The organism is Paraburkholderia sp. A1RI_3L, assembly GCF_048957895.1.
In the GTDB taxonomy this organism is placed as follows: Bacteria; Pseudomonadota; Gammaproteobacteria; order Burkholderiales; family Burkholderiaceae; genus Paraburkholderia; species Paraburkholderia kururiensis.
In genome coordinates this window covers 39,983-59,695 of record NZ_JARCHA010000008.1, presented here as the reverse complement: position 1 = coordinate 59,695, position 19,713 = coordinate 39,983, and the positions used below count along the sequence as shown (strand labels likewise).

Genomic DNA, 19,713 nt, shown 5'->3' with positions numbered 1-19,713 from the left:
ACGGGAATAGGGCGAGGACAGTGTGCGGTGGATCATGTCGTGATGTCGGATGCGAGAGTGAAGGGCCGCAGAAAAGGAATGCGCAATCCGGACCGACTCTACGCAACGATACGCCGCGATTGAAACTAACGATTGACGCTATCGATATGCAAACTCCGACGATTTGCAAATCGGCTGCGGCGAAAACGATCATGGGTCATCCGAAGGAATAACGATGTTCCAAACCTTCGTTTGGGCCACGAGCGGCGCGCTGATAAATTCTGCCGATACTCATTGCAGCGGAGCCGGCGAATGGCAACGATCGACGAAACGAAGTCCTTGCGCGTGGGCGCCGGGACTCAAGCGGCAAACGGCGCACACGTGATCGGCAGCGACGAGGAAGCGCTTGCCGTTGCGCACGCGCTTGCGGAGCGTCTTGCGCAAGAGGCCGCGCAACGGGACCGCGAGCGGCGCCTGCCGCATGAGGAAATCGAATGGTTCTCGCAGTCGGGCCTGTGGGCCATTACGGTGCCGAAAGCGTACGGCGGCGCCGGGGCGACGTACCAGACGCTGGTCGAGGTCGTGAAGATCGTTGCAGCGGCGGATCCGTCGCTGGGGCAACTGCCGCAGAATCATTTCGGCCTTGTCGACGTGATTGCACTCACGGGCACCGATGAACAGAAACGCCACTTCTTTGGGGACATCCTCAGGGGCAAGCGCTTCGGCAACGGTTTCTCCGAAAAGGGCACGAAAAACGTGCTCGACCTGAAGACGCGCGTGACGCGCGACAGGAACGGCGACGACGGCGGTTACGTCGTGAACGGCATGAAGTTTTATTCGACCGGCGCGCTGTTCGCGCACTACGTGCCCGTGCTGGGGCTCGACGAGGACCGCAAGGGATGGCTTGCGTATATCCCGAAGGGCACACCGGGCCTCACGGTGATCGACGACTGGTCGGGCTTCGGTCAGCGCACCACCGCAAGCGGCACGGTAGTGCTCGATAACGTGCGCGTGCCGGCGTCGCACGTGTTTCCCGCGCATCGCGTGTCGGACGAGCCGACGCTGAACGGTCCGCTCTCGCAGATCATTCAGGCCGCCATCGATGCGGGCATAGCGCACGCCGCGCTTGCCGACACGCTGCGCTTCGTGCGCGAACGCTCGCGCCCGTGGATCGACAGCAACGTCGAGCGCGCGAGCGAAGACCCGTTGACGGTGCGCGAGGTCGGCCGGCTCCATATCGATCTGCATGCAGCCGACGCGCTGCTCGAACGCGCTGCGCGCACGCTCGACGAGATCGCGGCGCAACCCGTCACGACGGAAGACGACGTCGCGCGTGCCTCGGTTGCGGTTGGCGAGGCCAAAGTGCTTACCACCGAAATCGCGCTGCTCGCGAGCGAAAAGCTGTTCGAACTGGCCGGCACGCAATCCACGCTCGAAGAGCACAACCTCGATCGCCACTGGCGCAACGCGCGCACGCACACGCTGCACGATCCGGTTCGCTGGAAATACCACCTCGTCGGCAACTACTACCTCAACGGCGTGAAGCCCGCACGGCACCCATGGAATTGATGCGAGCCGTCGCATCCGCGTGCATGGACAAGACATGACCAGACAGATTCGCCTTAACGCCTTCGACATGAACTGCGTCGGGCATCAGTCGCCCGGCCTCTGGGCGCATCCGCGCGACGCTTCGTGGCGCTACCGCGAACTCGGCTACTGGACAGAGCTTGCGCAACTGCTCGAACGCGGCCTGTTCGATGGCCTTTTCATTGCCGACGTGCTGGGCATCTACGACGTCTATCAGGGCAGCGGCGAGGCTGCGATTCGCCAGGCCACGCAGGTGCCGGTGAACGACCCCATCCTGCTTGTCTCCGCGATGGCACACGTCACGCAGCATCTCGGCTTCGGCGTGACGTGTTCGCTCTCGTACGAACACCCGTATCCGTTCGCGCGTCGCATGTCGACGCTCGACCACCTCACCAACGGACGCGTAGGCTGGAACATCGTCACGTCGTACCTCGACAGCGCGGCGCGCAATGTCGGTCTGCCGTCGCAGGCGAATCACGACGAACGCTATGCGCTGGCCGACGAATACCTCGAGGTCTGCTACAAGCTCTGGGAGTCTTCCTGGGATGACGATGCCGTGGTGCGCGATGCCGCGCGGCACGTATTTACGGAGCCCTCGAAGGTCCATCCCATCGCGCATCGCGGGCGTTTTTTCGACGTGCCGGGCATTCATCTGTGCGAGCCCTCGCCGCAGCGTACGCCGGTGCTCTATCAGGCTGGCGCGTCGAAGCGCGGCAAAGACTTCGCCGCGCAGCACGCCGAATGCATCTTCATTGCGGCGCCGTCGCGCGTGGTGCTCAAGGAATTCGTCGCGGACATTCGCGAGCGCGTGAAGCGCTTCGGGCGCGATCCGCACGACGTGCTGATCTTCAACCTCCATACCGTGATTACAGGCCGCACCGAAGCTGAGGCGCATGCGAAGCATGCCGACTATCGCCGCTATGCGAGCGACGAAGGGGCGCTTGCGCTGATGTCGGGATGGACCGGCATCGATCTCTCGAAGTACGACCTCGACGAGCCGTTGCGCTACGTGGAGAGCAACGCCGTGCAGTCGGCGGTGGAAGCGTTGTCGAGCGCGGACCCCACGCGCGTGTGGACCGTGCGCGAGATCGCGAAGTGGGGCGGCATTGGCGGCCTCGGGCCGCTTACGGTGGGCGACCCGGCGCAGGTGGCAGACGAACTGCAATCGTGGGTGGAGGAAACCGACGTGGACGGTTTCAACCTGGCTTATGCCCTCACGCACGAGACGTTCAGCGACTTCGTCGAGCTCGTCGTGCCCGAGTTGCAGCGCCGCGGTGCCTACAAGACCGAATATGCGCGCGGCACGTTGCGCGAGAAGCTGCACGGCGGCGGCGCACGCCTCGCCGAGCCGCATCCGGGGGCCCGCTATCGCTCGGCGCCGATGGTACCCGTGGTCTGAGCAGTTGAATGGATCGAACGAAATACGACGAACAACAAGGGGGTTCCGATCATGGCAAGCGGGTTTGGTCAGCGCGTGGTGCGCAAGACATGGCGTGCGGCAGCAGGGTTGATGGTGGTGGCCGCGGCACTCGGATGGACCCCCGGCGCGCGTGCCGCCGGCATTCCCGGAGCACCGCCGCCGTTCGACAAGGGCGGCGTGAAGATCGCGCTCGTCAACTATCTCTCGACGGGCGATTTCTTCCAGGCGTATGAAGCGGGCGCGCAAAAGCAGGCGAAGGCGCTCGGTATCGATCTGCGCATTTACGAAGGGCGCCAGGACGCGGCGGAGCAACGCGAGCAGATCCAGCAGGCCATCAGTCTCGGCGTGTCGGCGATCATCGTGAATCACGGCTTGCCCGAGTCGCTCAAGGACGTGGTGCAGCGCGCGCTCGACAAGGGCATCAAGGTCGTCGCGTTCGATGTCGATCTGGCCAACCCGAAGGTGCCGCAGATCGAACAGAGCGACCACGATCTGGCCACGCTGCTGCTCGACCAGGCCGTAAAGGACAATGGCGCGACGTTTTCCGCGGGCTACGTGTACGTGGCGGGCTTCGCGCCGCTCGACCGGCGGGATGCCGTATGGCGCGCGTTCAAGAGCGCGCATCCCGGCGTGCAGGAAAAGGCGCGTTGGGGCACGGTGGACAACCCGATCGCGCAGTCGGTCGCGAACCAGGCGGCCGCGGCCTATCGGGCGCATCCGGAGATTCGCGTCGTGTTCGCGCCTTACGACGAGTTCGCACGCGGCGCGAAGCTGGCCGCCGACGAAGCCAGTCTCGGCGCGAAGCTGCGCATCTACAGTGCCGACATCTCGACGGCGGACATCGAAGCCATCCGCGCGCCGAACAGCCCGTGGGTGGCCACCGCCGCCACCAACCCGGCCGTGGTGGGCGCCGTGTCGGTGCGGGCCGCGGCGCTGCTGGTCGCAGGCGAGGACCCCGGCCATCGCATCGTGGTGAAGCCGACCTTGATCACACGCGACGACCTCGTGAAGAACGACATCCATACCATTGCCGAACTGGGTGCCAGGTTCCCCGCGTTCCGCGCGAGCGACGCGGCGACAGCGGTGTGGATCGGCAAGGCAGGACGCGACTGACGGCGCCGTTCGCGACAAGACGACGAACGCAACGGGCCGTCAGTGCGCGACGATACGCCGCACGAGGCCGCCGAGCCCCGTATGACGGCCCTACGTGCCCCACGGAATATGCATTTTCCACATCGTTAGTAGGGCGCATTACCTGCCGCTGATCTAATGGCCTCCGAACCGCCTCCCCGTGTGGGAGGCGCCCAACATCTTTCGGGGAGCCCCTCATGAGTCTCGACATATTCTGGTTTTTGCCGACGTCAGGCGACACACGCTATCTGGGTCAATCGGATTCGGGGCGTGCGCCTTCGAACGCCTACATGCGGCAGATCGCCGTGGCCGCCGAGGAACTCGGTTACGACGGCCTGCTGATTCCAACCGGCAGCAGTTGCCTCGATCCATGGGTGACGGCGGCGAGCCTTGCGCCCGTCACGCGGCGCATCAAGCTGCTCGTCGCGTTGCGCACTTCGCTCGGCAACGTCACGGCTTCCGCGCGGCAGGCCGCCACGCTCGACGAGGCCCTGGGCGGACGTCTGTTGCTCAATGTCGTGCCCGGCGGCGACGCGACGGAGCTTGCCGCGGACGGCATCTTTCTGGACCACGACGAACGCTATGCCCACGCGGACGAATTCCTCACGGTGTGGCGACGGCTGTTCGCGGGCGAGCAGGTGGATTTCGAGGGCAAGTACATCCGCGTGGAGAAGGCGAAGAATCACCTCTCGCTCGCGGAGCAGTCGCGTCCGCCGCTCTTCTTTGGCGGCTCGTCGCCCGCGGCGCACGAGATTGCCGCGGAACACGTCGATACCTACCTGACCTGGGGCGAGCCGCCTCACGCCGTGGCGCAGAAGTTTGCGGACGTGCGCGCACGTGCTGCGCGACACGGAAGGGAAGTGCGCTTCGGCGTGCGGCTGCACGTGATCGTGAGAGAGACGAACGAGGAAGCATGGGCCGCAGCCGACGCACTCATCAGCAAGCTGAGCGACGAAGACATCCAGCGCGCGCAGCAGAATTTCGCGCGCATGGATTCGGTGGGCCAGCGGCGCATGGCACAACTGCACGGCGGGCGCCGCGACCGGCTGGAGATCAGCCCGAACCTGTGGGCGGGCGTGGGCCTCGTGCGCGGCGGCGCAGGCACCGCGCTGGTGGGCGACCCCGCTACCGTGGCCGCACGGCTCGAAGAATATGCGGCGCTCGGCGCGACGCGTTTCGTGCTCTCCGGCTATCCGCATCTGGAAGAAGCCTGGCGTTTCGCAGAACTCGTGTTTCCACTGCTGCCGGGCAAGAAGCCCGTGACGACATCCGGCGGCGTTCAGACCGGGGGCGCGTTCGACGTGCGTGCGGCCTCGGCTTCCTGACGGGGCACCGCGAGCGGCGCCTCGCGGGCTGATTAGCAACTGACAATAAGTTAGAAGCACTGCGCGTGCAGCCGTCCATAATCGACGGCCTGCACGCCTGTACCTATTTTCCGGAGTGAATTGATGAACCGTATTGTCCGTGCCCTGCTGCGTGCGGGTGCGCTCGCTTCGCTGGTTGTCTTGCCGGCTTTCCTGAGTACCGCGGCGCAAGCCGACACGCGCGAAGTGGTGATTGCCTACCAGGACATGGTGGTGCCGTGGCGCTATGCACAGGCCACCGGCGAAGTGGAGAAGGCGACCGGCTACAAGGTCACGTACCGCAAGCTCGCGAGCGGTGCCGACGTGATTCGCGCGCTCGCGTCGGGCTCCGTGCAACTGGGCGAGGCGGGTTCGAGTCCGGTTGCGGCGGGCCTCTCGCAAGGTGTCGATATCTCGCTCTTCTGGATTCTCGACAACATCAACGACGCCGAAGCGCTGGTGGTGCGCAACGGCTCGGGCGTAACGAGTCTCGCGCAGCTGAAGGGCAAGAAGATCGGCGTGCCGTTCGTTTCGACCTCGCACTTCCATACGCTGGTCGCGCTGCAAAACGCCGGCGTGAATCCCGCCGACGTGAAGATCGTCAACCTGCGTCCGCCCGAAGTGGCCGCGGCGTGGGAGCGCGGCGACATCGACGCCACGTACATCTGGGACCCGGTGCTCGCCAAGGTGAAGAAGAGCGGCAAGGTGCTGATTACGTCGGGCCAGGTAGCGCAGTCCACGGGCAAGGCGACCTTCGACGGCTTCGTCGTCGACCGGCGCTTCGCGAAGGGCAACGCCGAATTCATGACGCGTTTCGTGAAGGTACTGGCCGCCGCGGACGAGAACTATCGCGCCCATCGCAACACGTGGGATGCGGCCTCGCCGCAGGTTGCCGCGGTGGCGAAGGAGTCGGGCGCCAATGCCGACGAAGTGCCCGCAAGCCTTGCGCTCTACGCGTTTCCGTCGCCCGCGGAGCAGGCTTCGAATGCGTGGCTGGGCGGCGGCGCACAGTCGGGCGCGGCGAAGTCGCTGGCCGCGACGGCGGCATTCCTGAAGACGCAAGGCACTATCCAGAACGTGTTGCCCGATTACTCGATCGGCGTCGATCCGCAGTTCGTGCAACGGGCGGTGGCGCATTGAACGCGTCTTCATGGAGCACACCGTGAGCATGCTGGAGATTCGCGGCCTCGCCGTGGCCTATGGCGACCCGCGCACAGGCGAGGGAGCGATGGCGCTGGCGGACGTCGATCTGCGTATCGAGGCCGGCGAATTCGTCGTGGCACTGGGCGCGTCGGGTTGCGGGAAGACCACGCTGCTCAACTGCATCGCGGGCTTCGTTACGCCGACCGAGGGCGAGGTGCTGATTGACGGCCAGCCGGTGAACGGGCCCGGCGCGGATCGCGGCGTGGTGTTCCAGAAATACGCGCTGATGCCGTGGCTCGACGTACTCAACAACGTGGCGTTGGGCCTGCGTTTTCAGGGCGTGCCGAAGGCGGAACGCGAACGCAGGGCGCGCGAGATGCTCGCGCTCGTCGGACTCGAGCGACAGGCCCATGCCCGCGTCTATACGCTCTCGGGCGGGATGCAGCAGCGCGTGGGCATTGCGCGCGCGCTTGCAAGCAATCCGCGTGTGCTGTTGATGGACGAGCCCATGGGCGCGCTCGACGCCATGACGCGCGAGTCGATGCAGGAACTGGTGCTCGACGTCTGGGACCGCACGCACAAGACGGTGTTCTTCATCACGCACAGCGTCGAAGAGGCGCTCTTTCTCGCGACGCGCCTCGTCGTGATGACGGCGGGGCCCGGGCGTATCGCGCACAGCTATACGCTTCCGTTCGCACGCCGCTATCTGGAAACGCGCGATGCGCGGGCGGTGAAGTCGTCGGCCGAATTCATCGCGTGGCGCGAGCGGCTGGTGCGCGAACTGCATGCCGGCGTGAAGCAGGAGGAGGGCGCGTGGTGAGTGCTTCGAACGAACGCGCGGGCGACGTGACGCTCGCCACGCGTGGGCAGGCAGGTTGGGCGCATGCCGATCACGTGCAGGACCGCGACGTTCCTGCGCGGCGCGCGGCGAACTTCTGGCGCTTGCGGCCCGCACGGCGACGCTCGACCGCATGGCGTTTGCCCGGCGAAGGTCCGACGCTGGCGTTGAGCGCTGCCTCCGTTGCAACACTCGCGCTCGCATGGTGGCTCGCCACTCATCTCGGCTGGCTGCCGCCTCTCTTTCTGCCCACGCCCGAAGCCGTACTGCGCGCTTTTGCGGACGCGTGGCACGGCCGCATTCAAGGCGGCCTGCCGCTCTCGACGCATCTCGCGTGGAGCACGGTGCGCGTGTTCGGCGCGTTCGCGCTTGCCGCAATCACGGCCGTGCCCATCGGCATCTTGATGGGCGTGAGCCGCGTCGCGCGCGGTCTGCTCGATCCGCCGCTGGAGTTCTACCGGCCGCTGCCGCCGCTCGCTTATCTGCCGCTCGTGGTGATCTGGTTCGGTATCGACGAGACGGCCAAGATCATCGTCATCTATCTCGCCTGCTTCGCGCCGATCGCATTGGCCGCGCGCGCCGGCGTGCGCAGCGCGACGGCCGAGCAGATCGGCGCGGCGTACTCGCTGGGCGGCAGCTTCGCGCAGATCGTGCGCCACGTCGTGTTGCCCGCGGCGCTGCCGGAGATACTGACCGGCCTGCGCATTGCGGCAGGCTTCGGCTGGACCACGCTGGTCGCCGCCGAAATGGTGGCGGCCACGGCGGGCCTCGGCCAGATGGTGCTCAATGCGTCGAGCTTCCTGCGCACGGACGTGGTGGTGATGGGCATCGTGCTGATCGGCGCCATTGCGTGGCTCTTCGATCTTGGAATGCGGGCGCTGGAGCGGCGCCTCGTGCCGTGGAAGGGGCGCGTCTGACGGCGAGCGTCGAAAACGGTCTTGTTCCCGAGGTGCTGCTCGGCGGCCAGTACGGCCACCGCCTGCATTTCTGGGATCTGCATACGCGGCAGCACAAGCCGGTGCTCGATTTCGGCGCGGAAAACCAGCTTGTGTGCGAACTGCGGCCCGCGCACAACCCCACGCGGCCCTGTGGCTTCGTGAACTCCGTCATCCGTTTGAAGGACCTCTCTGCGTCGATCTGGCAGTGGTATCTGGACGGCGACCGCTGGGCGGCGCGCAAGATCATCGAGATTCCCGCCGAGCCGGCCGACCCTGAACGGCTTCCGCCCATGCTCAAGAGGTTTGCGGCCGTGCCGCCTCTCGTCACGGATATCGCCCTTTCGCTCGACGACTGCTTCCTGCTCGAGTGGCCGAAGTCGCACCCGCCGCCCCAGATCCGGCTGGAGGGCGGTAACTGTTCGTCCGATTCGTACTGCTACCCCTGAACCGCTGTGAACGTGCCGAGTGCGCGATGAGCGGCCTGTTCGACGCGAACTGGACCATCTGGGCTGCCGTGATCGGCAGCGGGGTCTTTCATGGCGCGAATCCCGCGATGGGGTGGCTTCTTCGCGAATGGACAGCTACCTCTGGTCCTGACTGCTCTCAGGAACCCCCCACTTTGAGGTCTGGCGATCTACGGCCCGCTGGAAGGAGAGTTAATGAATCGTTGCTACCGGCCGGGCCATCCGAGTTGCTGTGCCCGGTCGAGCGAGGCTCGCACGACGAGGCGATGGAAAGGAGCGATAAGGCCAAGATAGGCCCGGCCCAGCAGACGATTGTAGAAGACAAGCGTAGTGACTATCAGGCGCTGGGGGCGGTCCTCAGATGCGGGCTGCACGAGAACCGACACACGGAAATCAAGATGCCTGTCGTCCTCGCCGAGAATGATCTCGTCCTTATGCCGTTCGAACACGCGGAAAATGCTTAGCCGGTCGTCCTTCGCGATTTTCAGATCGACCGTTTTTTTAAGTCCGAATGGCCATACGGCAACGTCACGAACTCCCTGCAGAATCGCGATCCACCCGGGTTGCCCGCCAAAGATGTGTCGAGCGAGAGACTCTGCGTCGTTGCAGGCCGTCGCCGGCAAGTCCACCGAGAATGCGTCGGCAAAATCAGCCTTGCCGTACGACCGGCTCAGCCGTGAGGTCGCCGGCAGGCCGACCTGTTCAGCTTTCTTCGAATTCGTCTGCATGCCCACTCTCCATGCGTTCAAATTTCCCCCAGCGCGACCCAAGCGAACGCGGTCCAAATTAGCGTGACATATTCCCGCTGAAGCGGAAGCCGAACCGATGGCGGCGATCCGGCAATGGACAATGCCAAAACATTCATCCGGTGGCTGCGCATCTGCGAGTCGACATTGGCGAAAAACGGATGGTCTCCATATGATGATCGACGCCGCTTTCGTCCGACCGGGAACATTGGACCGGATCACCCCTCCGGGGCAGCCCACCTTTTAGCCTTCTCCGTACTGATGCTGGTCCATTGCGCAAACCTTACGAATAGTGCCTGCACGCTCTCACGCTCGCACTGACGCAAACTGATGACGATGACGTAGCGACGTTGCAGGCGGTATTCGAACGGTACTGAAAAACAGGGCAACGTGGACGTGTTCAGCCAGCCTTCACGCCCAGCGTGGCCATTTCGCGCTTCATCGTGGTGTGGACGAGCTGCAGAAAATTCTCGACGACGGGATTGGCCTGTTGCAATTGCGGGCACAGAATGAAGCCGCGAAAAAGAATCTCCGGCACGAATGGACGAAACACGATACGCCGACGGTCCGCTTCGAGCGCCGCCAACGGATTGACGATGCCGACGCCCACGCCGCGCGACACCAGCGCGCAGATTGTCGCGCCGTACGGCGTTTCGACGGCAGGCACCTGATCGGCGCCTGCGGGCCGCAACGCGCGATCGAGCGGCGTGCGGGTATCGTCTGCATAGGACGGCAGGATCAGCCGTTCGCCGCGCAGATCCGCGGCCTGAATACGTTCCCGCGCCGCCAGCGGATGACGCGCCGGCAACGCGCATAGCCCAGGCAGACGATACAGTTCGGCGCTCGTCACACCGAACGCATCGGGCGTCGCCGTCGCAAAGCCCACGTCGCAATGTCCCGACGACACCCAGCGCTGGATCGTGCCTTCGCTGCGCATTTCCAGCGACACCGCTACGTGCGGATACACCTCGAGGAAACGCTCGATCACCGTCGGCAGGAACGACAGCGCCAGCACGGGCGCCGCGACGATGCGTAAGCGCCCGCTGCCGAGCTGACGGATCTCACGAGCCGAATGCCCGAGTTTTTCGAGCCCGACGAAGCTGCGATCCACCTCGCGATAGAAGGCACTGCCCGCATCTGTCGCGCGGATGCGCCCGCCGTTGCGCACGAACAGCGTCAATCCCGTCGAGGCCTCCAGTTCTCCAATCAGCCTGCTGATGCTCGGTTGCGACGTGCCGAGTTCTTCCGCTGCCGCCGTCATCGAGCCACGCAGCATGACGAGCCGAAACGCTTCAATTTGCCTGAGATTCATGCACTCTCCGATGCAACGCAGCATGCACAAGGCGACAGCTTGCCATATCAGAAATGAATAGAAGACGTTTTTGTCGCTATTTGACCGGATGATTTGCAGCGACCTAGACTGGCCTCACGTCGAGCTTACAGATCTTCATCCATGCGCCCCGATGCCTTGCTGTTTCACCAGACGTTCAGCTGCACGCCTTACTGGTGGGAAGCCGCGCCGCCCGAAACGTCGGCCGCGCCCTTGCCGGCGAACGTCGATGTCGCGATCGTCGGCAGCGGTTATTGCGGACTGTCGGCGGCGGCTGAAGCGGCGCTTCATGGCGCACGCGTCGCCGTGCTGGATGCGGCCGAAATCGGCGCAGGCGGCAGCACGCGCAGCGGCGGCATGGTGTCGAGCGGACAGAAACTTGCGTTGACCAACGCGATTCGCGGCGTGTCCGCCGACCGGCTCACGCGGTTGATGCAGGAATCGATGGCAAGCTTCGATTATCTGAAGCGGCTCGTTGCGCATGAATCGCTCGACGCCGATCTGAACATCACAGGCCGCTTTTTCGGCGCGTACACACCCGCGCATTTCAACGTCTTGCGCCGCCAGGGCCAACTGCTGCACGACAAGACGGGTGTGACCGTGCATGTGATCGAACGCGATGCGCAACGCGCAATCATCGGTTCGGACTACTACTACGGCGGCATTCTCGTCGACGAATATGGTGGGCTGCACACCGCGAAATATCATCGCGCGCTGCGCGATCTCGCACGGCGGCGCGGCGCGACACTGCATTCGCATGCGGCGGTGCAGCGCATCGAAAGGGACGGCGCGCAGTTTCGCGTGCATACCGTGCGCGGCACGCTGGAGGCACGGCGCGTACTGGTGGCGACCAACGGCTACACGGGCGCGCTGCTGCCATTCTTTGCGCGGCGTGTGCTGCCCGTTGCGAGCTATCAGATCGCCACCGAAACGCTGCCCGAAGGTCTGATGGATGCGCTCAATCCCGGCCGCCGCATGATCAGCGATTCGAAGCGCAATCTGTTCTATACGCGCCCATCGCCCGATGGCACGCGCATGATCTTCGGCTCGCGCCCCTCTATTCGTGAACTGAACGAACGCGAAGCCGCGCGAAGGCTTTACGCGAAGCTGGTGCAGTTATGGCCCGCGTTGCGCGACATGCGGATCACACACGCATGGAAGGGCTATGTCGCGATGACACACGACAAGCTCGCGCACGTCGGCGCACACGACGGCATCCACTACGCGCTCGGCTGCAACGGAAACGGCGTCGCGCTGATGAGTTATCTGGGACATCGCATCGCGAAACACATGCTCGACATCGAGCGCGATGCGGGCGCTTTCGGCGAAGGCACGTTCCCACTGAATGGCGCCGGCATGGTGAGCCGACTTGCCGTGCCGCTCGGCACGGCGCTCTACAAGGCCGACGACATGTGGCGCGGCCGGGTGCGCAACGCGTTGTCGTGAGCGTACGGCACGGGCAACCCATGTTTCATGAATTGGGAGGAACACGATGATCGAATTGCTCAAGGTTTCGAAATGGTATGGGGGCCATCGGGTGCTGTCCGATTGTTCGGCAACCATTTCGCGCGGTGAAGTCGTCGTGATCTGCGGACCATCGGGCTCCGGCAAGTCGACGCTGATCAAAACCGTCAACGGGCTCGAGCCCGTGCAAAGCGGGCAGATTGTCGTGAACGGCGTGGACGTCACGGCCAAAGTGGCGAATCTTAGCCAGTTGCGTGCGAAAGTCGGCATGGTGTTCCAGCACTTCGAACTGTTTCCCCATCTCACCGTGCAACGCAATCTGATGCTCGCGCAACGGAACGTGCTGGGCCGCAGCCGCGACGAAGCGGCCGACAAGGCGCGCGCCTTGCTGCGACGCGTCGGTCTTGGCGAGCATGAGGACAAGTATCCGTCGCAACTCTCGGGCGGCCAGCAGCAGCGTGTGGCGATCGCACGCGCGCTATCGATGGACCCGGTTGCGATGCTGTTCGACGAACCGACTTCGGCACTCGACCCCGAAATGGTCAACGAAGTGCTCGACGTGATGAGCACGCTTGCGCAGGACGGCATGACGATGCTGTGCGTCACGCACGAAATGGGTTTTGCGAAGCGCGTGGCCGACCGCATCCTGTTCATGGACCGCGGTGCGATCGTCGAAGACGACACGCGGGAAGCGTTTTTCGACAGGCCGTGCTCCGAGCGCGCAAGAGAATTTCTGTCGCGCATTCTTCACTAGCCGGCTTGCGAGTCGTACCAAGTCGCGCGCGAGTTTCGTTTATCGAAGTTTCTACCTGGGGAGTGTCAGATGCGATTCCTTCAATTTGCACGCAGCTTTGCTGTCGCTACATCGCTGTGCCTCGTCGCTGCAACGGCGGCTCATGCCGAAGATGTCGGCACGCTGACGCCAGGCAAGATCGTTGCGGGCGTCGATGCGAACAACAAACCGTATTCGTACGTCGACAACGGCAAGATGACAGGCTTCGACGTCGAGCTGATTCGCGCGATTGCCGCGAAGCTCGGGCTCTCCGCCGATTTTCGCGCGCAGGATTTCGCGGGCCTGTTGCCGAGCGTCGCGAACCAGCAGATCGATCTCGCAGCGGGCTCGATCTCGATCACGAAGGACCGCCTGAAGATGGTGGATTTCTCCGACGGCTATCTGACGGGCCTGCTTTCCGTCGCCACGCTGCCCGGCAGCACGATCAGCGCGGATGTTGCTTCCGTGAAAGACAAGCGCATCGGCGTCGTGCAAGGCACGATCGAAGACACTTACTCGGCCAGCTATCTGCCCGGCGCACAGATCGTGCGCTTTCCTAACCTGAACGCGGGGTTCCTTGCATTGCGCAACAAGTACATCGACGGCTATTTCGTCGACAAGACGCTCGTCGAAGGTCTGCAAAGCAAGTATCCGCAAGCGAATATCGCCGACAAGCTCGATATCTCCGCCGTCAATCTGCCCGCCGGCTTTCCCGTGCGCAAGGGCAACACGAAGCTCGAAGCTGCGCTCAACAAGACGATCGGCGAACTCGTTGCCGACGGCACGTGGATGAAGTTATATCTGCAGTTCCATCCGGGTTATCCGAAGCCTACCGATCTTCCGCCGTACGCGATGAAGTAGGCAACCCTTCACGCCAACGCTGTAAGCAACGGGCGCGCGGGAGAGTGCGGTCGCTTTTCAACGTCGGACACGCTTCAGGAGAGCGCAGATGGATGCCTTCTTGCAAAACTTTCTCGACTGGCCGCTTTTGCTCGATTCGCTGCCCGGCCTGCTTGGCACGGGCCTCGTGAACACGCTGATCCTGTCGCTGTTTTCCACGGTGCTCGGCATTCTGGCGGGCATGGTGCTGGCACTGATGACCGTGTCGAATACGCGCTGGCTGACCTGGCCTGCCCAGGTCTTCATCGATGTGTTTCGCGGCCTGCCCGCCGCGCTGGTGATTCTCGTGGTCGGCCAGGGCCTCGCGCCCATCGGGCTGTCGCTGTTCGGGCCGAATCCGTATCCACTCGCAATCGTCGCGCTCGCGCTGATCTCGTCGGCGTATATCGCGGAGATTTTCCGCTCCGGCATCCAGAGCGTGGGGCGCGGCCAGATGTACGCGTGCCAGGCGCTCGGCATGACGTACTGGAGCGGCATGCGTCACGTCATCGTGCCGCAAGGCGTGCGACGCATTCTGCCCGCGCTCGCCAACCAGTTCATCGCCATCGTCAAGGACTCGAGCCTCGTGTATTTCCTGGGTCTGCTGACGTCGCAGCGTGATCTGTTCACGATTGGCCAGAACGCAGCCGTCAATACGGCCAACCTGTCGCCGCTGGTGGCAGCGGGTTTCGTGTATCTGCTGATCACCGTGCCGCTCACGCATGCGATCAATCACATCGACCGTTGGACCAATCGCTTCAGCAATCCCGGCGCGCGTCGCGGCCGTCGATCCGCGCGCGTACTGCGCAGCCTGCGCCGCGAAGAGGCGTTGCAATCGCAGGCGCCCGCCGCCGCCGAACATCGCTGCTGATAACGAACCCTCACACACATCAATCAGAACATGGGACCGAAAGTCGACATCGTCGCCGACGATATCAAACTGCCGGAACGCGCCGACATCGTCGTGATAGGCGGCGGCATCATGGGCGTGTCCACGGCGCTCGCGCTGAGCGAAAAAGGATTGAGCGTCGCGTTGTGCGAGAAAGGCCACATCGCCGGCGAGCAGTCGAGCCGCAACTGGGGTTGGGTGCGCGTCACGCGGCGCGATCCGCGCGAATTGCTGCTGAGCATCGAAAGCCTGAAGATCTGGCGCACGCTCGACGAGAAGCTCGGCATACAAACCGGCTTCAACGAGTGCGGCATTCTCTACGTATCGAACGATGACGCAACGCTGGAACGTCATCGCGACTGGCTGCGGCGTGCGCGCGAGATTGGCGGCGATGCGTTCGATACGCGCGAGGTCGATACCCGCGACATCGCCGCGTTGTTGCCGGGCGCGACGCGTTCGTTCAAAGGCGGCATATTCACGCCCGGCGACGCGCGCGCCGAACCGCAAAAGGCCGCGCCCGCCATCGCGAACGCGCTGAGAAAACGCGGAGTCAGCATCCTCACGCCCTGCGCGGTGCGCGGCATCGAAACGAGCCGCGGACGCGTCAGCGCTGTCGTCACCGAGCACGGCACGATCTGCTGCGATGCCGCCGTTGTCGCGGGCGGCGCATGGACACGCTATTTCTGCGGCAATCTCGGCGTCGATCTGCCGCAACTGCTCACGCGTGCCTCGGTGCTGCGTACCGAGCCGCTGGAAGGCGGCCCGACGTGCAGCGCCAACAATGAGGAGTTCGCGTTTCGAAAGCGTCTGGACGGCGGCTATACGGTCGCCTATGGGCTGCGCACCCATGCGGACCTCACGCCCGATTCGTTCCGGCTGTTCTTCAAATACATCGAGGCGCTGAAAAGCCAGATGGGCGCATTGCAGATCAGCGTCGGCAAGCGCTTCTTCGACGAACTGAAACGTCCGCGCCGCTGGTCGCTGGACGCGCCGACGGTATTCGAATCCATCCGCACGCTCGATCCCGATCCTGTCGTTCCGTATGTCGACAAGGGCTTGCAGGCGTTTGTCGCCGTGTTTCCGCAACTGGCCGGCGCGCGTATCGCGCAGCGTTGGGCCGGCTATATCGACGTCACGCCGGATGCGATTCCCGTCATCTCGGACGTCGCGAAGGTGCCGGGACTGTTCATCGGGACAGGTTTTTCGGGGCATGGCTTCGGTATCGGGCCCGGCGCGGGCAGGCTGATGGCAGATATCGTGCACAACGACAAACCGCTCGTCGATACGCACGCGTTCAGGCTGAGCCGCTTCAGCGATGGTTCGAAAATCACGATCGATGCGGGCTTTTGATCCGGCCGCATGAACGAGACGCTTCGCAAGGATTCGAGCATGCAAAAGGTAGCGATGGTGTCAGGCGCTTCGCGCGGTATCGGCAGCGAGATTGCAAACGAACTGGCGCGGCGAGGCTATGCGCTTTCGCTTGGCATGCGTGAGCCGCGCGTGTTCGAGGGCATGGCCGATACATTCATTCACGCCTATGAAGCGCGTGACCCGCAGGCGGCACGCAACTGGGTGGATGCGACGATCCATCGATACGGCCGGCTCGACGTGCTCGTCAGCAATGCCGGCATCTGCAAGATGATCGATGTCGACAACGGCGACGATGCCCTGCTCGCGGAGACATTCGACATCAATGTGCACGCACCTTTTCGTCTTGTGCAGGCCGCGTTGCCGCATCTGCGGCGTTCGGGACGTGGGCGCTTCGTACAGCTTGCGTCGTTGTCGGGCAAGCGAGTCAAGAACCTGAACGTCGGCTACCAGATGTCGAAGCACGCGATGGTCGCGTTGACGCACGCGGTGCGCCGCGCGGGTTGGGACGACGGCGTGCGCGCAACGGCCGTGTGTCCCGGCTTCGTGAATACCGATATGGCGTCGGGTATCGCCGATCTTGCGCCCGAGGCGATGACGCAACCGCAGGATCTGGCGCTGCTCGTGGTCAATACGATCGAACTGCCGAACACCGCGAGCGTCGCGGAGCTGCTCGTGAATTGCCGGTATGAGGAGACGCTTTAGCCTGCCTGGAAGCTGGAGCCAGACGGCAATTCAACCTGCGTGCGTGCGTGCGGGCGATCGATCGATCGGTCCCGCGTTTTTCAATTCCTTTTTCGCGTATGCGTCGAGGAGCGACGCGCCTGAAGGCTTCAACAAGCGCGAGTTGGAGGGCGCTACGCGCGCGACGGCACGCGTGAGGTCCGATAGCCGTGCAATAACAGAACTGGTGATCTAGTCCCGCGGATTCTGCCGCGAAACGCGACATCGTCTGCTTCGATGTCGCGCCTCACGAAGCCGGAGGAAAAGTCATGTGCGACTCCGGTCGCCCGCATCATCTCCTTTCTGATTCTGCCTCTTCAGTCCGGAGAGCGACCCGAGGCACGAGGCGCCTCCCGTCGACGACGAGATGAACTCGTTCCAGGCCGAAGGCAGCGTCAACAGGCGCAGCGTGTGGCCGGTCGGCGGTTGAGGCCAGTCGCCTCCAAAAAGCGGTCAGCGATCCCCCGCCGCTATCTTCTTTTCGTCGCTCGCGGCAGACGCGTGCGCCTCGGGCGGTTCCGGGCTCCATCCGCCGCCGAGCGCCTTGAACGTCGCAATGGCCGCGCGAGCCGATTCCGTTTGGGCTTGCGCTCTCGAGTCCGCGGCCTGCAGGAGCGTTTCATCGGCGTGCAGTACGTCGATGAAGCTTGCCGCGCCGCTGCTGTACGCCGCCATCGACGAGTCTCTCGCTTTCGACAGTGACGACTCCGCCTGCTCCAGCATCGTCGTTTGCGCCTCGCGGTTCACAAGCGACGAAAGCGAATTCTCGACGTCTTCGCTCGCGCGCAATACGGCCTGGCGATAGCCGGCCAGCGCCTCGGCATCCTGGCCTTTTGCCTCGTTGACTTCGGCGTTGATGCGTCCGAAATCGAACAGGCGCCAGCGCAAGCCGACGAGCCCCGCCGCCTGCGTGGCGCCGCCCGTGAAGAGCGTGCCGGCCGACACCGCCGTCGCGCTGCCTGCGAGGGCAGAGAGCGAGAGCTTCGGGTAGTACTCGCTGATCGCCGCACCGATCCGGGCATTCGAGGCGGCAAGGTGGCGTTCGGCCGCGATCAGGTCCGGACGTCGTTGCAGCAGATCGGCCGGGGTGCCCATATCGGAGATGGAGGGCGCATCCGGGATGGGCGCGGCTGCGAGGAGTTCGCCACGATGCGTACCCGGCGGCGTGCCGAGCATGACGTCGAGCGAGTTCATCGCCGCGTCGAGACTGGCGTTGAGCACCGGCACGGTGGCCTGAACCTGGTCGAGCGATCCTTGCGCCTGCTGGACCTGATAGTCGGCGGCGGCGCCGTTCGCATACAGGAGCCTGACTCTCGCCAGCAGGTCCTGCTGGGTCTTCACCTGCCTTTGGGCAATATCCAGCCGCGCCTGAAGGCCGCGGATCGTAACGTAGATGTCCGCCGTCTGCGCAGCGACGGCGAGCCGCGTAGCGACTGCCGATGCCTGGGTCGCGGAATAGTCGGCGAGTGCGGCTTCGCGCTGCCGGCGCAGTCCGCCAAAAATGTCGATTTCCCAGCCGGCTTCGAGATCGGTCTCGTATTCGCTGCCCCGGCGCTGGTAATTCGGCGTCGCGTTGAGCAGTTGGCCTTCGGGCGTATCGATGGACTGGTACGCCCGCGCCGCGGAGCCCGAAACCGTCGCCGAGGGCAGCAGCGCTGCGGTGGCGCCGCCGAGGCGCGCGCGGGCCTGGTCGATTCGCGCGACGGCCTGGGCAAGGTCGAGGTTCTGGGCCAACGCGAGCGAAACATAACGGGCGAGGAGCGGGTCGCCGAACCCTTCCCACCAGGCGGAGAGATTCGCCGCGGGAGCCGCTGCGGCGGCTCCCGCTGACGCGGCGGACGGCCGGGCCGTGTAGCTTTGCGCGAGCGGAACATCGGGCCGCCGGTAGTCCGGACCCACCGTGCAGGCCGAGAGCACGGCGGCGCTCAGCAGAAGAAGGACGGGGCGACGTGAAAGCATGATGAGCCTCAAAGTGATAACGCTGTGACTAATATACAATATGGTCACTTGTTGTCAATCACTGTCTGAGAGGCTAAGCTTGAGGTATGACTAATCCCATCCCCCCCGCCCAGCCGTCCCGCGGCCCCACGGACCACGAGGTGCGCGCGCAGATTGTCGATGCCGCCATGGAATACTTCAGCCGGTATGGCTATGAGAAAACCACCGTTTCCGACCTCGCGAAAGAAATCGGTTTTTCGAAGGCCTACATCTACAAATTTTTCGATTCCAAGCAGGCTATCGGCGAGGTGATTTGCGCCAATCGCCTCGCGATCATCGTCGCAGCCGTGAACGAAGCCGTCGCCGACGCCTCCAGCGCCACCGAGAAATTTCGCCGTATGTTCAAGGTATTAGTGGTCTCTGGCAGCCAACTCTTTTTCCAGGATCGCAAGCTTTACGACATCGCCTCGGTGGCCGCTGCGTCGCCGTGGCCTTCGGTGAAAGGCTACGAGGCGCAGATCCGTCAGTTGCTGTCGGACATCCTGCGGCTGGGCCGCGAGACCGGTGAATTCGAGCGCAAGACACCGCTCGACGAAACAGTGAACGCGATCTTTCTCGTGATGAAGCCTTACTTCAATCCGTTACTGCTCCAGTACAACTTCGATTCCGCCGAGGAAGCGACGACCCAGCTCGCGAGCCTCGTGCTCAGAAGTCTGTCTCCGTAAATTTTTGCTGTGACCATTGACTAAATTGGTCACTAG

The 19,713-nt window shown here is 64.0% G+C and carries 17 protein-coding genes and 1 pseudogene; 15 read left to right on the top strand and 3 right to left on the bottom strand.

Annotated features, from left to right (window positions below; all coding sequences use genetic code 11):
• Window positions 1-291: 291 nt before the first annotated feature.
• The 8 genes and pseudogenes from PXJ20_RS21010 to PXJ20_RS20975 form a co-directional block, all read left to right on the top strand.
• Window positions 292-1,548: an SfnB family sulfur acquisition oxidoreductase gene (locus PXJ20_RS21010; RefSeq protein WP_421031046.1), complete on the top strand. Its 1,257-nt coding sequence runs from the start codon at window positions 292-294 to the stop codon at window positions 1,546-1,548.
• Between the two features lie 34 nt (window positions 1,549-1,582).
• Window positions 1,583-2,965, top strand: a complete 1,383-nt coding sequence (locus PXJ20_RS21005; protein ID WP_421031045.1) for an LLM class flavin-dependent oxidoreductase — start codon at window positions 1,583-1,585, stop codon at window positions 2,963-2,965.
• Between the two features lie 51 nt (window positions 2,966-3,016).
• The gene (locus PXJ20_RS21000; RefSeq protein WP_421031044.1) at window positions 3,017-4,099 is read left to right on the top strand and encodes a substrate-binding domain-containing protein; all 1,083 of its coding nucleotides are present in this window, start codon (window positions 3,017-3,019) and stop codon (window positions 4,097-4,099) included.
• Between the two features lie 215 nt (window positions 4,100-4,314).
• The gene (gene ssuD, locus PXJ20_RS20995) at window positions 4,315-5,442 is read left to right on the top strand and encodes an FMNH2-dependent alkanesulfonate monooxygenase (protein ID WP_277599520.1); all 1,128 of its coding nucleotides are present in this window, start codon (window positions 4,315-4,317) and stop codon (window positions 5,440-5,442) included.
• A gap of 123 nt (window positions 5,443-5,565) precedes the next feature.
• Complete coding sequence (tauA, locus tag PXJ20_RS20990; protein WP_126876398.1) at window positions 5,566-6,600, top strand: taurine ABC transporter substrate-binding protein; 1,035 nt, start codon at window positions 5,566-5,568, stop codon at window positions 6,598-6,600.
• Window positions 6,601-6,622: 22 nt separating this feature from the next.
• Window positions 6,623-7,423 (top strand): taurine ABC transporter ATP-binding protein, encoded by an 801-nt coding sequence (locus PXJ20_RS20985; protein WP_421032588.1) that lies wholly within the window; start codon window positions 6,623-6,625, stop codon window positions 7,421-7,423.
• Window positions 7,420-8,358, top strand: coding sequence for an ABC transporter permease subunit (locus PXJ20_RS20980; RefSeq protein WP_421031043.1), 939 nt, complete (start codon window positions 7,420-7,422; stop codon window positions 8,356-8,358). Before PXJ20_RS20985 ends, PXJ20_RS20980 begins: the two co-directional genes overlap by 4 nt.
• Window positions 8,355-8,825: pseudogene (locus tag PXJ20_RS20975) on the top strand (selenium-binding protein SBP56-related protein); the annotation flags it as partial. The gene PXJ20_RS20980 and the pseudogene PXJ20_RS20975, both read left to right, overlap by 4 nt.
• Before the next feature lie 224 nt (window positions 8,826-9,049).
• Here PXJ20_RS20975 and PXJ20_RS20970 read toward each other — a convergent pair.
• Together PXJ20_RS20970 and PXJ20_RS20965 are read right to left on the bottom strand one after the other, a co-directional pair.
• On the bottom strand, window positions 9,050-9,571 hold the full coding sequence (locus PXJ20_RS20970; protein ID WP_017777541.1) for a DUF2867 domain-containing protein: 522 nt from the start codon (window positions 9,569-9,571) through the stop codon (window positions 9,050-9,052).
• A 418-nt stretch (window positions 9,572-9,989) separates the two neighbouring features.
• Window positions 9,990-10,901, bottom strand: a complete 912-nt coding sequence (locus PXJ20_RS20965) for a LysR substrate-binding domain-containing protein (RefSeq protein ID WP_033351847.1) — start codon at window positions 10,899-10,901, stop codon at window positions 9,990-9,992.
• 141 nt (window positions 10,902-11,042) lie between these two features.
• Between PXJ20_RS20965 and PXJ20_RS20960 the strand changes: the two genes are divergently transcribed.
• From PXJ20_RS20960 to PXJ20_RS20935, 6 genes are all read left to right on the top strand, one after another.
• Complete coding sequence (locus PXJ20_RS20960; RefSeq protein WP_421031042.1) at window positions 11,043-12,365, top strand: NAD(P)/FAD-dependent oxidoreductase; 1,323 nt, start codon at window positions 11,043-11,045, stop codon at window positions 12,363-12,365.
• A gap of 46 nt (window positions 12,366-12,411) precedes the next feature.
• On the top strand, window positions 12,412-13,137 hold the full coding sequence (locus PXJ20_RS20955) for an amino acid ABC transporter ATP-binding protein (RefSeq protein ID WP_421031041.1): 726 nt from the start codon (window positions 12,412-12,414) through the stop codon (window positions 13,135-13,137).
• 69 nt (window positions 13,138-13,206) lie between these two features.
• Window positions 13,207-14,016: a substrate-binding periplasmic protein gene (locus tag PXJ20_RS20950; RefSeq protein ID WP_126876392.1), complete on the top strand. Its 810-nt coding sequence runs from the start codon at window positions 13,207-13,209 to the stop codon at window positions 14,014-14,016.
• Between the two features lie 88 nt (window positions 14,017-14,104).
• On the top strand, window positions 14,105-14,905 hold the full coding sequence (locus PXJ20_RS20945; protein WP_421031040.1) for an amino acid ABC transporter permease: 801 nt from the start codon (window positions 14,105-14,107) through the stop codon (window positions 14,903-14,905).
• Window positions 14,906-14,935: 30 nt separating this feature from the next.
• Window positions 14,936-16,273, top strand: coding sequence for an NAD(P)/FAD-dependent oxidoreductase (locus PXJ20_RS20940; protein ID WP_421031039.1), 1,338 nt, complete (start codon window positions 14,936-14,938; stop codon window positions 16,271-16,273).
• A gap of 39 nt (window positions 16,274-16,312) precedes the next feature.
• Window positions 16,313-16,996, top strand: a complete 684-nt coding sequence (locus PXJ20_RS20935) for an SDR family NAD(P)-dependent oxidoreductase (protein WP_421031038.1) — start codon at window positions 16,313-16,315, stop codon at window positions 16,994-16,996.
• A gap of 471 nt (window positions 16,997-17,467) precedes the next feature.
• Here PXJ20_RS20935 and PXJ20_RS20930 read toward each other — a convergent pair whose 3' ends face one another.
• Window positions 17,468-18,973, bottom strand: coding sequence for an efflux transporter outer membrane subunit (locus PXJ20_RS20930; protein WP_421031037.1), 1,506 nt, complete (start codon window positions 18,971-18,973; stop codon window positions 17,468-17,470).
• Window positions 18,974-19,059: 86 nt separating this feature from the next.
• Here PXJ20_RS20930 and PXJ20_RS20925 point away from each other — a divergent pair, with 86 nt between their 5' ends.
• Window positions 19,060-19,677: a TetR/AcrR family transcriptional regulator gene (locus PXJ20_RS20925; RefSeq protein WP_026122002.1), complete on the top strand. Its 618-nt coding sequence runs from the start codon at window positions 19,060-19,062 to the stop codon at window positions 19,675-19,677.
• The last annotated feature ends 36 nt before the right edge of the window (window positions 19,678-19,713 follow it).

Coding starts and splice junctions, on each gene's coding strand:
- PXJ20_RS21005 (WP_421031045.1), top strand. CDS start 1,583: ATGACCAGACAGATTCGCCTTAACGCCTTCGACATGAACTGCGTCGGG.
- tauA (WP_126876398.1), top strand. CDS start 5,566: ATGAACCGTATTGTCCGTGCCCTGCTGCGTGCGGGTGCGCTCGCTTCG.
- PXJ20_RS20935 (WP_421031038.1), top strand. CDS start 16,313: ATGCAAAAGGTAGCGATGGTGTCAGGCGCTTCGCGCGGTATCGGCAGC.
- PXJ20_RS20950 (WP_126876392.1), top strand. CDS start 13,207: ATGCGATTCCTTCAATTTGCACGCAGCTTTGCTGTCGCTACATCGCTG.
- PXJ20_RS20955 (WP_421031041.1), top strand. CDS start 12,412: ATGATCGAATTGCTCAAGGTTTCGAAATGGTATGGGGGCCATCGGGTG.
- PXJ20_RS21010 (WP_421031046.1), top strand. CDS start 292: ATGGCAACGATCGACGAAACGAAGTCCTTGCGCGTGGGCGCCGGGACT.
- PXJ20_RS20970 (WP_017777541.1), bottom strand. CDS start 9,571: ATGCAGACGAATTCGAAGAAAGCTGAACAGGTCGGCCTGCCGGCGACC.
- PXJ20_RS20965 (WP_033351847.1), bottom strand. CDS start 10,901: ATGAATCTCAGGCAAATTGAAGCGTTTCGGCTCGTCATGCTGCGTGGC.
- PXJ20_RS20925 (WP_026122002.1), top strand. CDS start 19,060: ATGACTAATCCCATCCCCCCCGCCCAGCCGTCCCGCGGCCCCACGGAC.
- PXJ20_RS20945 (WP_421031040.1), top strand. CDS start 14,105: ATGGATGCCTTCTTGCAAAACTTTCTCGACTGGCCGCTTTTGCTCGAT.
- PXJ20_RS20940 (WP_421031039.1), top strand. CDS start 14,936: ATGGGACCGAAAGTCGACATCGTCGCCGACGATATCAAACTGCCGGAA.
- PXJ20_RS20960 (WP_421031042.1), top strand. CDS start 11,043: ATGCGCCCCGATGCCTTGCTGTTTCACCAGACGTTCAGCTGCACGCCT.
- PXJ20_RS21000 (WP_421031044.1), top strand. CDS start 3,017: ATGGCAAGCGGGTTTGGTCAGCGCGTGGTGCGCAAGACATGGCGTGCG.
- PXJ20_RS20930 (WP_421031037.1), bottom strand. CDS start 18,973: ATGCTTTCACGTCGCCCCGTCCTTCTTCTGCTGAGCGCCGCCGTGCTC.
- ssuD (WP_277599520.1), top strand. CDS start 4,315: ATGAGTCTCGACATATTCTGGTTTTTGCCGACGTCAGGCGACACACGC.